This window comes from Plantactinospora sp. BB1 (assembly GCF_003030385.1).
GTDB lineage: Bacteria > Actinomycetota > Actinomycetes > Mycobacteriales > Micromonosporaceae > Plantactinospora.
The window spans coordinates 1,043,575-1,055,375 of the sequence record NZ_CP028159.1; the positions used below are offsets into that span (position 1 = coordinate 1,043,575).

The window sequence follows — 11,801 nt, forward strand, 5'->3', positions numbered from 1 at the left end:
GCCCGGCGCTCCGGGACGGGATCAGTCGAAGTGCCGGACCCGGGGCCACAGCTCGGCCCAGGCCGGCCCCCGGTCGTGGCACACCACGACCGGCACGCCCTGCTCCTCGTTGTCGACCCCGACCCCGTTGTCGAGCCGGTCGGCGGTCCGGCACTCGCCGAAGTAGCGGCGAAGCTCCGCCGCCTCGCCCACGCCGACCCCGATCAGCACGGTCGCCGACTCCGGCGGCGGCCCGTAGAAGCCCAGCTCGTTATGTCCACTGTAGATCGGCGGTAGCCGGTCGGCGCCGAGTCGGGTGAGCGCACCGGCCTCGCCGTAGTTGGCGGTCAGCACGACCGCCGCGGCCCGGTCGGCGGGCGCGAGTTCGTCGTACGCCCGGACCACCTGGTCGACGTAGCGGGGCCAGCCGACCGAGTCGGCGGCGGTGATGTTGATGCCGGGCACCGGCGTGTCGCCGAGCACCTCGACCGGGAGCAGCGGCAGCGCGATCACCGCGCTCGTCGCCGCGTTCAGCAGGTACGCCGCGCCGACCACGAGGGCGCGGAGCCGCCGTCGCCCCCGCCGCAGCCACTCGGCCACCAGTACGCACCCGGCGGCGAAGAGCACGCCGAGCAGCGCGTACGGGTAGTAGGGCTGACCGCCGGAGACCAGCACCAGTACGCAGACGACCAGGTACGCCACGGCGAGCGCGCGTACCGGCCGCCACGGCCGGCGACGCAGCAGCCCGACCAGGCCGGCGAGCCAGACCGCCGCCAGCGGCGGCCCGATCAGCAGGAACTGGAAGGGCAGGAAGGTGGTCCGCGACTCGGCGCCCTTGTTCTCGGCGATCGCGCCGGCCATGTCGGCCTGGGGCAGCTCGTGGCTGAGCTGGTAGACCAGGTTGGGTGCGCCGACCACCAGGGCGAGCGCCACGCCGGCCCAGAGCCAGCGGTTGGCCAGGACCCGACGCGGCCCCACCGCGAGCAGCCCGGCGCCGAGCCCGACCAGCAGGAGCGCCACCAGCAGTTTGTTGTAGAGCCCGATCCCGAGCACCGCCCCGGCCGCCAGCCACCAGCGCGGCTGGTCGCGCAGCAGCGCCCGGGTGGCACAGAGGACGATGCCGAGCCAGACCACCACGTCGAACCCGGCGGTGAGCAGCACGTGACCGAAGATCAGCGTGGCCGCCCCGGTGCCGAGACCGAACGCGGCCAGGGTCTGGGCGAGCGCGCCGCCGCCGAGTTCGCGGGCGAGCAGGGCGGCCAGCAGCAGCGCCGCCAGCACGCAGAGGGTGGCCGGCACCCGCAGTCCCCAGAGCGAGCCGCCGGAGAGGGTGTCGGCCAGCCGAGCGATCGCCGGGGTGAGCGGCGGCTGGTCCCGGTAGCCCCAGTCGGGGCGGAGCATCAGGAAGTAGAGCTCGTCGCGGTGGTAGCCGTAGCCCCCGTTGGTGGCCAACAGCAGCGTGCCGACCAGCGCGGCGACGGCGCCGAGCGGTCGCCAGGCGACCGGGGGCGGCGCGACCCGCCCGCCGTCGGCGGTCGCGGTCGACTCGGGTACTCCCGGTGGCGCGCTGTCCGCGGTGATCGCGGCCGGCCGGACGGCGTGCTCGGTCATCGGTCGCCCCTCCCCCTGGCGCGGCGGTGCCGGCGAGCCCGTGACCCGAACCCCGACCGCCTATACATAACGGTTAGAGCTTAACGGTTATGTATAGGCTGTCAACGCCCTCCGAACAGGACCGACGACCGAACGACCGGCCGGGACGACGTCCACCGTGGCCGGGACAGACCGCGGCCGGGCCGCTCGGCCGCACCGCGCCAGCTTCGACGCGAGGCGGTCCGCTCGGCCCGGCCTGGAGGTCGGGCGCCGGCTCGTGGCCGGCGGTGCGTCAGCGGTAGTCGCAGACCCCCGTCGGGAAGATCTGCTCCAGGCGCCGCCGCTCGGCGTCGGTCGGGCGCCACGATCCGTAGAGGCCCGGGCGATCGCCACCCGGACCGGCTGCCGGTCGCAGGCGTAGACGCCGCCCTCGATCGGCCCACCGGCGACCGTCCGGGACGTCCCGTAGAGCGGGAACTGCCGGGTGCAGGCGCCGTCGGGCCGGTTGTCGAGGATGCCGTCCCAGACGCGGTCACCCCGGGCGATCTCCGTACCGTCGGTGCGGAAGCAGCGGTCGACGGCGAGCGCCGGCCTGTTGCCCTGCACGCCCCGCCACGGCCGGAGACGCAGGTTGGCCATCCAGTCGTCGATCACCGCCAGCGCCTCCGGGGTCTGGTCGTGCGCCTCGGCCGGGCGGGCGTCGGTGAACCAGATGACCTGGTTGCCGGCGTCCCGGTCGTGGTCGCGCATCCGCTGCCGGGACGCGAAGGACTGGTGCGAGTTGTGCATGTCCAGCTGTTCTTCGAGGTAGTGCCGCCAGTCGATGATCGGGATGTCGATGTCGCCGGTGAAGACGATGCCGGACTCGTACGCGGCCCGGATCGCCCGCCGGTCACCCGTGGTACGCGGTGCCGGTGTCCGGCCGCCGTCCGGCGACAGGCGCATGTTCCGGGACGACCAGGGGTCGAACTGGGCCGGGTCGGCACAGGCCGCCGGGGTGAACGGGCAGCCCTCCTGCACCATCTCCGGCTGCGGCTTCCAGGAGCCGACCCGGGCGTTCAGGTCGAGGAACTCGGCCGGGGTGATCCGGCCCGAGGTCAGCGCCGAGAGCCCGTACTGGACGCCGACGTTGTCCCAGGTGGACCGGGCGTACCCGTCCGGGCCGGTGCCGTAGATGTTGACCAGGTCGCCCCAGTGCGACCACTGCACCGTCTCGGTCACCCCGGGCGGGTCCATCCGGTCCCAGAGCGGGTCGCCGGGGAACCAGCGCGGGTTCAGCGCCAGCGGGGTCAGGCCGCGCCAGCCCTCGATGCACTCGGTGGAGCCGGGCGCACCACCGAGGTACGGGTTCGGCACCGTGGCGCTGGCGTTCATGCCGATCAGCCAGGTCCGGTTCTCCCAGTCCCGCCACTTCGGGTTCGCGCGATCGGTGACGTCCATGTAGTACTCGAGCAGTTCGCAGTCGCCGACGTGGATCGTCTGGGTGGCCATGTCCGGATACGAGTACTGCGGAATCGCGGCGTCGATCACCCGGTTGCCGTAGTTCTGGCCGTAGACGTACTGCTGGATGCCGCCGCCGGAGCCGCCGACCCCGACCGTGTAGAGCGGAACGCCGTACTCCTCGACGAAGTGCTCCTTCAGCATCAGCGCGGTCTCGCCGCCGAGCACCAGGTTGTAGTGGGTGGCGGTGCGGGTGCCGGTGGAGTAGAGGACGGCGTAGCCGAGCGAGAGACCCTCGTGGTAGAGGTGCCCGCCGGGAAGCCGACCCTGGTCGTGTCCGATCGCCACCCCGCCGTCGAAGCGGTAGACGACCCGCCGGTTCCAGTTCCCCTCCAGCACCGCGATCGAGTAGACGAACCGGTTGATGGTGCCGCGTTCCCGACGTACGACGTAGTCGACGGTCCGGCCGTCCAGGGTGCGGGTGGTGGTCAGGTCGGCCGGCCGGCTGCCGTCCGTCGGCATCGGCTTGAACGTGCCGTCGGCGGCCCGGTAGAGCCGGTCGGTGACGGTCGGGGCGGCACAGTCCCGGCTCCAGCCGACGATCGCGCCATCCGGACCGGACACCCGCATGCCCTGCCCGTCCTGGTTGTCCACGAGCGGGGCGCCGAGCCCGTTCTGTTCGGTGCGGCAGAGGAACGGATACTGCTGTGGCCCGGAGAAGATCGGACCGGAGATCGGATGGTTGCGTACGGCCAGGGTCGCGGTACGGGCCGACCGGGCGCTCGCCCGGAGCAGGTTCGCGCCGTCCCGGAGCCCGTCGACGACGCCGCGCAGTGACCGGCCGTCGACCCCGAACGCGCGGGTGACGTCGGCGCCGTTACGGGTGACCCGGACCGAGCGCGGGTCGGTCCGGCCGTCGACGGTGACCCGGACCAGCGCGTCGCCGCCGGTGACCTGATCGGCTCGGCTGGAGAGGACCTCGATGTCGAGCCGCTGCCCGGCACCGCCGGTCCAGGCGGCGGCCGGCGTCGCCAGGCCGGCGCCGAGTACGGCGGTCAGGGTGATGCCGAGGGCACCGGTGAGGCCCCGGCGGGTACGGGATCGGGCGGACGTGGTGCCGGCCCCGGCGGGCGGGGCGGAGCGGCTCCGTCGGCCGGGTCGACCGGTGTGGACGGTGCCGTCAGCGGTACGCCGACGGCGAGCGAGGAAGCTGAGCGCGGACATCGTCCCTCCGTCTCCTCCCCCCGGAGCCGGCAGCCCCGGATGGTGGCGGACACCGACGATGTCATGAGGATCGTTCGCTTGTCGAGATCGTCGGCGTCGGCTCAGCCGCGTTCGCCCTCTTCGGTCCGGAAGGTGCGGAAACCCCGGCGGTGATAGTTGGGCAGGGCGTGCGGGTGGTCCACCGACGAGGTGTGCAGCCAGATCCGCCGTACGGTGGGAGTCAGCTCCCAGGCCCGCTGGACCCCGAGCGTCAACGCGTACCCGCCCAGGCGCCGGCCGACGAACCTCGGCACCAGCCCGAAGGTCTCGATCTCCACCTCGTCGCCGGGATGGAGATCGTAGGCAACCAGTCCCGCCGGCTCACCGGCGAAGGAGAGCAGCCAGAACACCCGGTCCGGATAGCGGGCGGACCAGGCGCGCCATTCCTCCCCGGTTCGGGTCGCGCACGGCCAGCCGTGCGGAGCGCCGATCTCGACCTGCAACTCGACGACCAACGGCGAGTCCCGGTCCAACGGCTCCAGCGCCAGCCCGGGCACCGGGTCGGCCGGGACGAACTGGTCGCGGGCCGTCAGCTCCAGGTACGTCACGATCTCCCTCACCCGCCGAAGACTACGGGTGGACCCGAGGCGACCTCGTTCCGAGCCCGGCCGCTCAGCCGGCCGAACGGCCGCCCCGGACGGCGGTACCGCGACGGGCCGCTCCCCCGGCCGGGGTGCCGGGCAGGAAGAGCGCGACGATGTCGTCGAGGCGGACGACGACGAGCGCCCCCACCACGGCCAGCGGTACGGCGAGCACGACCGTGCCGACCGTCATCCGGGTACCACCGAGCGAGGCGTACCCGCCGATCCCGGCGACCACGGTCAGCACGACGTTGCGGGCGAGGTGCTGCCGGCCGAACGGGGCCGCGGCGGCTTCCCCGAAGCACCGGCAGGAGACCCGGGTACCACGGCGGAGCACCGCCGCGACCGCCACCGTGAACGCCGCCAACAGGGCCGCCGCCAGCGCGAACCCGACCGTGGTCACCTCGGCGACGGGCAGCGGTACCAGCAGCAGCGGCACCGCCGCCTCGGCCGCCGTCACCGCGACCGCCAGCGGGACGACCACCCGGGACGGCAGCAGCGCCATCGCCCGCAACGAGTCGGCGAAGGCCCGGAACGCCGCCCGCCCCCGCACCTTGCTGCCGGCCGAGGCCAGGAAGACCAGTACGAGCAGCCACCGGCTGAACTCCGACACGTACGACACGCTCTCCCGCCTCCTGTCATCGCCCGCCCCACGAGGGGCTACCGTGGCGCGGTGCCTGGACCCACTCTGCTGATCGTCGCCGGCTCGTTCGTGACGCTCGGGATCGCCGTCCTGGTTGCCCGCGCCCTGCTCCAGGTCGTCGGGGTCAACGGCGACAGCATGACCCCGACGTACCGGGACGGCGATCAGCTCCTCGTGCTCCGGCGGGGATTCCGGCGACGGCTGCGGGTCGGCGCCGTCGTCGTCTGCCTGCCGCCGCCCGGCATCAGGATCACCTCAGGCGACGTCGACGCCGCCACACAGTTGATGGTCAAGCGGGTGGCGGCGCTGCCGGAGGGACAGGTCTACGTCCTCGGTGACGCACCGCGACACAGCCTCGACTCCCGCGCCTTCGGCGCACTCGCACCGGAACTGGTGCGGGGCGTGGTCGTCCGACGGCTGCGGGCCGCCGTGGAATCAGCGCCCGGCGGGCACGACGTCGCGCCCCGGGGCGAGCTCGGCTAGCTGTGCGGCGCTGTTGCTGACCCCGGCCACCCGCCCGTCGGTGCCGACCAGATAGAACGCGGGGAAGGCGGCGACCTGGAAGGCCGACTGGAGCGCCCCGTCGAGCGGCTCGTGGACGACCGCCGCCCGGGTGTCGGAGACGCCCAGCGCCGCCACCAGCTCGGCGCGCTCGCGCTCCTCCCGGTCCGGCTGCTCCGGGTGCAGCCTGGTGAGCACGACGAGCACCGCCGTCGGCGTCTCCAGCGCCTCGGCGAGCGCCGACCGTACCGAGGGGAGCTGCTCCTGGCATCCCGAACAGTCGGGGGCGAGGAACGCCACCAGGGCACCGGCCGCGCGCAGCGAGGCGAGGGAGACGACCTCGCCGCCGGCGGTCGACGCGGTGAAATCCGGTACCCGCGCGCCGACCGTGAGGGTCACCGGCGGGCGGACGGCGGCCAACTCCTGCGTGTGCTCGCGCAGCTTCCTGACTACGCCGAAGGTGAGCAGCAGGTTCAACAGCGTGAGTGTGGTGAGGACGACGAGTACGGCGACGACGACGGTCACGGGTTCGCTCCTGACGGGAATGGGCACGAGCGCGTCGCGGCCGGGGGTGTCCGGCCGCGACGCTCTCACGGGCGGTACTTCAGCACTCGGTACCCCACCAGCACTGGCACTGGCTGTTACAGGTGCGCCACTTGAACCGGGTGTTGGTGAACCGGCAGCACATCGGGGTGTTGGTGCAGGACGGCTGGCAGACCGCCGAGGCGGTGGTCTTGGGCAGCATCAGCGCCAAGAACCGGTCCGCCAGGGTGCCGACGTGACGGGTCATCGCGTACCTCCAATCTGGATCTCTAGACTGATCGCGGACGGTAGCCGGCCGTGGTACACGGCGACCTACAACATCGATACAAAACTGGTAGAGGTGCCTTGAGCCTGCGATTCCAGCTACTCGGCCCACTCCGGATCACCGCCGCCCGTCGGGCCGTGCCGGTCGGCCCGCAGAAACAGCGGGCGATGCTGGCCATCCTGCTGCTCTCGGCCAACGAGCGGGTCTCGCTGGACCGTCTCGTCGGCGAGCTGTGGGACCAGCCGCCCCGCTCGGCGGTGGCGAACCTGCGCACCTACGCCAGCGGGCTGCGCCGGTTGCTGTCCGAACTGGAGGGCCGAGCCGCCGACGACGACCGGCTGGTCGCCGGTGCCGCCGGATACCGGCTGCGGGTCGACCCGGAGGAGCTGGACCTGCACCGCTTCCAGAGCGCGGTCGAGCTGGGCCGGGCGGCACTGGATCGCGGCGACCACGCCACCGCCACCGCACAATTCCGGGCCGCGCTGGAGCTGTGGCGGGGCCGGCCGGCCGAGGACGTACGCCCGGGGCCGGAACTTGCCGCCCGGATCACCCTGCTGGAGGAGCAACACCTGTCGCTGGTCGAGGACCTGATCCAGGTACGCCTCGCGCGCGGCGAGCACGCCTCGGTCACCGGCGAGCTGCGGCTGCTGATCACCGCCCACCCGTACCGGGAGCGGCTGCGTCACCAGCTCATGCTGGCGCTGTACCGCTCCGGCGACGCCCCGGCGGCACTGGCCGCGTACGCGCAGACCCGGGCGGTCTTCGCCGACCAGCTCGGCCTCGAACCCGGCACGGAGCTGTCCCGGCTGCACCAGGCCATCCTGCGCCGGGCCCCGGAGCTGTCCACATCGGACGCCAGTGCCGAGCCCGTCGACCCGCCACCGGCCGCCGCGCCCAGCGAGCCACCGGGGCCACCCCGGCAGTTGCCACCGGACCCGGCCGCGTTCGTCGGCCGGGTCGACGAGCTGGGTACCATCGCGCGGGCCTGCACCGCCGCGAACGGGACGCGGACCGGTCCGGCGGTGGTGGTGCTGCACGGCCCCGGCGGTATGGGCAAGACCACCCTGGCGGTACGCGCCGCGCACCGGCTCGCGGCCCACTACCCCGACGGACAGCTCTACCTCGACCTACAGGGCGGGACCTGCGGCATGCCCGGTCTCGACCCGCTGTCCGCGCTCGGTCAGCTGCTGCGCGCACTCGGCGTGCCGGCCAGGGACGTACCGCTCGACCTGGGCGAGGCGGCCGCGCGGTTCCGGTCCGAGACCGCCGCCCGGCGGTTGCTGATCCTCCTCGACGGCGCGACCGGGGCGGCGCAGATCAGATCCCTGCTCCCGGCCGGTCGGGACTGCGCGGTCCTGGTCACCAGCCGCCGGCCGGCGAGCACCCTCGACGCGCTCCGGCTCCGGCTGGACCGACTCAGCGACGCCGAGGCGCGGCAGCTCCTCGACACTCTCTGCGGGGACGGCCGGGTGGCGGTCGACCCGGACGCGACCGAGCAACTCGTGACGCTCTGCGACGGGCACCCGCTGGCGCTGCGCATCGCCGGTGCCCGACTCGCGGCCCGCCCCGACTGGTCCGTCTCGGTACTCGCCGGCCGGCTGGACGACGAGCGGGAACGCCTCGACGAACTCCGTGCGGAGGACCTCGCCATCCGGTCCAGCTTCTGGCACACCTACCGCCAGCTGCTCGACAGCGCCGATCCGGACGACCGTACGGCGGCGGCCGCCTTCCGGTCGCTGTCGCTGCTGCGGGTGCCGGAGCTGCCGCTGCCGCTCGCGGCGGTCACCATCGGGGTCCCGCAACGGCGCGCCCTGACCCTGCTGGACCGGCTCACCGAGACGCACCTGCTGGACGCGATCGGGCCGGCCCGGTTCCGCTTCCACGACCTGCTCCGGCTCTTCGGCGCGGAGCTGGCCGAGGAGGTGGATCCGACCGCCGAGCGCGAACGCGCGGTCCGGCGCGGGCTCACCGCGTATCTGACCACGGTGCTGCGCGCGGGCCAGCTGCTGCGCCCGCAGCGGGTGGCCGAGCTGGCCGCCGGGCCCACCGTCGCCGAACTGGGCACCATCGACGACGCCGTGCGCTGGGTCGACGGCGAACTGGCCGGAATCATCGCGGCGGCGCGCCAGGCGTGCGACGCGGCACCGCAGCTGAGCCGGCTCTGCGTGGAGGCGATTCCGTCGGTGGCCGTCTGGTTGCAGAAGCACAACCGGTGGGCGGAGGCCGACGCGCTGGTCGGCGTCTGTGAGCAGGCGGCGACCCTGACCCGGGACGACGCCGCCCGGGCCACCGTGCTGCCGCTGCGCGCGACGCTGCACTGGCGTACCGGATCCCCGGAGGCGGCGCGCGGCGCGCTGAAATCGGCGCTCGGGCTGTGGCGCCGGCTGGGTGATCGCGAGGGTGAGGGGCGCGCGCTCCAGAACCTCGGCTGGTTCCACCACCGGACGGGTTCGCCCCGCCGGGCGGCGGAACTCGTCCGGGCTGCCGTCGGGCTGCTCGCCGAGGCGAAACCGGTGTGGCTCGCCATGGCGCTGCACAACCTGGCGGAGATCGAGTTCGAGCTTGGCGACTTCCCGGCCGCCGACGTCCACCTCACCCGCTGCCTGGCGATGCGGCGCGAAGACGACGACGCCGTCGGCGAGGCGATCACCCTGGTCGCGCTCGGCCGCACGCAGAGCCAACTCGGACGGCACCTGGCCGCGTTGACGGCCCTCACCGCCGGCCTGCGGCTGTGCCGGCGGACCGGCAACCGGGAGGACGAGTGGGAGGCGCTGCTCAGCCGCTCGGAGGTGTACCTGCGGATCGGCGACGCGGCGTTGGCCCAGCAGGACGGCGAGGAGGCGCTGACCCTGGCCCGGGAGGCCGGCGACCGGTACGGCGAGGCGGCGGCGCTCCGGCAGCTCGGCCGGGTACGGGAGCGCCGTGGCGAGCGGGCGGCGGCCGACGGGTACGCCCGACGCGCCAACCTGATCTTCGCCGACCTGCCCGGCCAGCGGGACGGGGTACTCGAGACGTTCCTCGCCGGGGCCGGTCAGCCGGCCGGTGTCGCCTCCGCCTCCGCCTCCACTTCCGCCTCTGCCTCTGCCTCCGCCGGGGCGTAACCCGACGCCTGCATCCGGAAGAGCGTGGCGTAGGTGCCGTCGACCGCCAACAGCTCCTCATGCCGGCCCGCCTCGACGACCCGCCCACCCGACAGCACCACGATCAGGTCGGCGTCCCGCAGCGTACCGAGCCGGTGCGAGATCAGCACACTGGTCCGGCCGGCCCGGTAGTGGGCCAGCCGGAGCTGGATGTCCCGCTCGGCCTCGGCATCCAGACCGGCACTCGGCTCGTCCAGGATGAGCAGGTCCCGCGCCGGGGGCAGTACGGAGCGGGCGATCGCCACCCGCTGCCACTGCCCGCCGGAGAGCAGTACGCCCGCGTCCGCCGGATCGCCGTCCAGTTCGAAGACCCGGGACAGCATCGTCGCGTACCCCCGGGGCAGCGCCTCGATGGTCTCGTGGATGCCGGCCCGGCGGGCGGCGTCGGCGATCCGGGCGGCGTCCTCGGCACGCACCTGGTCCGGGCCGGTCGGGTCGACGTCGCCGAGCCAGATGTTCTCCGCGGCCGTCAGGTCGTAGGTCATGTAGTCCTGGAACACCGCGCCGATCCGGGCCCGCAGCTCCGCCACCGGCAGCTCGCGCAGGTCGAGACCGTCCCAGAGGATCGCGCCCCGGGTCGGGTCGTAGAACCGGCAGAGCAGCTTGACCAGGGTGCTCTTGCCGGCACCGTTGTGGCCGACCAGGGCCACCGCCTGGCCGGCCGGGATGAAGAGGTGCACGCCGCGCAGCACCCACGGGTGGTCCGGGCCGTAGCGGAACCAGACGTCGCGCAACTCGATGCCCCGCCGCAGCGGGGGGACCGGTCGTGGCCGGGTCGGCTCCGGCAGGTCCGGCGGGCAGGTGACGACCTGCTCGTAGTGGGCGAGCAGCAGCATCGCCTGGTGGATGCCGGCGATGTGGTCGATCAGCGTGCTCAGGCTGCTCTGCACCCCGGCGACGGCGGCGACGAAGACGGCCACGTCGCCCACCGTGAGCCCGCCGGACCGGGCGGTGACGACCGCCCACACCAGGCCGCCGCCGGAGAGCGTCGCGCTCAGGATCGCGAGCAGCGCCTGGACGCGTACCTCCCGGCGTTCGAGGGCCCGGCGGGCGGCACTCGCCGTACCCAGCTCGGCGAGCATCCGGCGCCGGAACAGCCCGCCCAGCCGCAGCAGGCGGATCTCCTTGGCCGCGGAGAGGCTGGTCAGCAGGCTGGCGTAGAACATCTCGCGCCGCTCGCCCGGCCCGATCTCCCAGAGCAGGTTCGCCCGTCGCCGGCTCAGCCGGACCTCCGCCACCAGCGCCGGTACGCCGCCGGCCGCCACCAGCAGGGCCATCAGCGGGCTGATCACCACGAGGGTGCCGAGAAAGCCGGTCAGCAGCACCGTGCCCTGCACCAGGCCGAGCAGCCCGTCGACGCAGCGGCCGGGCCCGTCCCGCCCGGCCTGCTCGGCGAGCCGGAGCGTGTTCTGGAAGGTCGGCTCCTCCAGCCGGCGCAGCCCGGCGAGGCGGTCGGTGGCGGCGTAGAGCTGGTCCAGCGCGACGATGGCGGACGAGCGGCCGAGGTCCGCCCGCAGGTAGTTCGTCAGGTGCGGCACCAGGGCGAGGCCGATGGAGACGCCCGCCAGCGCGCTCGCCACCCCGAGGATCGGGCCACCGGAGGCGTTCGCGACCCGGTCGAGGACGAGTTTGGTGAGCCAGGCCGCCAGTACCGGCAGCGCGCCCGCGATCGGCGCGAGCAGCACGTACGCCGTCAGGTTGGCCCGCCCGGACCGCCAGACCACCGCGACGGCCCGGGCGGTCCGGGCGATGCTGATCATTGCGCGAGGGTACGGACGCCACCTCCAGGAGCAGCTACAGCGAAGGTACAGGTACCGGTCGGGCCGGCACCGGAAACGCTGCCGGTCGTTGCCACC

9 protein-coding genes are annotated in these 11,801 nt (G+C 73.8%); 2 read left to right on the forward strand and 7 right to left on the reverse strand.

Going from position 1 to position 11,801, the window contains the following annotated elements; translation table 11 throughout:
• Window positions 1-21: 21 nt before the first annotated feature.
• The 4 genes from C6W10_RS04550 to C6W10_RS04565 all read right to left on the reverse strand — a co-directional run bounded on the left by C6W10_RS04550 (window position 22) and on the right by C6W10_RS04565 (window position 5,475).
• Window positions 22-1,590: a glycosyltransferase family 39 protein gene (locus tag C6W10_RS04550; protein ID WP_107256789.1), complete on the reverse strand. Its 1,569-nt coding sequence runs from the start codon at window positions 1,588-1,590 to the stop codon at window positions 22-24.
• 87 nt (window positions 1,591-1,677) lie between these two features.
• A complete protein-coding gene (locus C6W10_RS04555) occupies window positions 1,678-4,233 on the reverse strand; it encodes a DUF6351 family protein (RefSeq protein ID WP_107256791.1) in 2,556 nt (851 codons plus the stop codon).
• 101 nt (window positions 4,234-4,334) lie between these two features.
• Window positions 4,335-4,832, reverse strand: a complete 498-nt coding sequence (locus tag C6W10_RS04560) for a GNAT family N-acetyltransferase (protein WP_107256792.1) — start codon at window positions 4,830-4,832, stop codon at window positions 4,335-4,337.
• A 52-nt stretch (window positions 4,833-4,884) separates the two neighbouring features.
• On the reverse strand, window positions 4,885-5,475 hold the full coding sequence (locus tag C6W10_RS04565) for a MauE/DoxX family redox-associated membrane protein (RefSeq protein ID WP_159104464.1): 591 nt from the start codon (window positions 5,473-5,475) through the stop codon (window positions 4,885-4,887).
• A gap of 51 nt (window positions 5,476-5,526) precedes the next feature.
• Between C6W10_RS04565 and C6W10_RS04570 the strand changes: the two genes are divergently transcribed.
• The gene (locus C6W10_RS04570) at window positions 5,527-5,979 is read left to right on the forward strand and encodes a S26 family signal peptidase (protein ID WP_234359395.1); all 453 of its coding nucleotides are present in this window, start codon (window positions 5,527-5,529) and stop codon (window positions 5,977-5,979) included.
• Here C6W10_RS04570 and C6W10_RS04575 read toward each other — a convergent pair.
• Together C6W10_RS04575 and C6W10_RS37130 are read right to left on the reverse strand one after the other, a co-directional pair.
• Window positions 5,932-6,522, reverse strand: a complete 591-nt coding sequence (locus tag C6W10_RS04575; protein ID WP_159104465.1) for a peroxiredoxin — start codon at window positions 6,520-6,522, stop codon at window positions 5,932-5,934. The genes C6W10_RS04570 and C6W10_RS04575 overlap by 48 nt on opposite strands.
• Window positions 6,523-6,601: 79 nt before the next feature.
• Entirely contained in the window at window positions 6,602-6,787 is a 186-nt protein-coding gene (locus C6W10_RS37130) for a hypothetical protein (protein ID WP_159079237.1), read from the reverse strand.
• 98 nt (window positions 6,788-6,885) lie between these two features.
• Here C6W10_RS37130 and C6W10_RS04580 point away from each other — a divergent pair, with 98 nt between their 5' ends.
• Window positions 6,886-9,906, forward strand: a complete 3,021-nt coding sequence (locus C6W10_RS04580) for a BTAD domain-containing putative transcriptional regulator (RefSeq protein WP_107256798.1) — start codon at window positions 6,886-6,888, stop codon at window positions 9,904-9,906.
• Here C6W10_RS04580 and C6W10_RS04585 read toward each other — a convergent pair.
• Window positions 9,837-11,705, reverse strand: a complete 1,869-nt coding sequence (locus C6W10_RS04585; RefSeq protein WP_107256799.1) for an ABC transporter ATP-binding protein — start codon at window positions 11,703-11,705, stop codon at window positions 9,837-9,839. The two genes, C6W10_RS04580 and C6W10_RS04585, sit on opposite strands and share 70 nt — an antisense overlap.
• Between the last annotated feature and the right edge of the window lie 96 nt (window positions 11,706-11,801).

Coding starts and splice junctions, on each gene's coding strand:
- C6W10_RS04550 (WP_107256789.1), bottom strand. CDS start 1,590: ATGACCGAGCACGCCGTCCGGCCGGCCGCGATCACCGCGGACAGCGCG.
- C6W10_RS04555 (WP_107256791.1), bottom strand. CDS start 4,233: ATGTCCGCGCTCAGCTTCCTCGCTCGCCGTCGGCGTACCGCTGACGGC.
- C6W10_RS37130 (WP_159079237.1), bottom strand. CDS start 6,787: ATGACCCGTCACGTCGGCACCCTGGCGGACCGGTTCTTGGCGCTGATG.
- C6W10_RS04585 (WP_107256799.1), bottom strand. CDS start 11,705: ATGATCAGCATCGCCCGGACCGCCCGGGCCGTCGCGGTGGTCTGGCGG.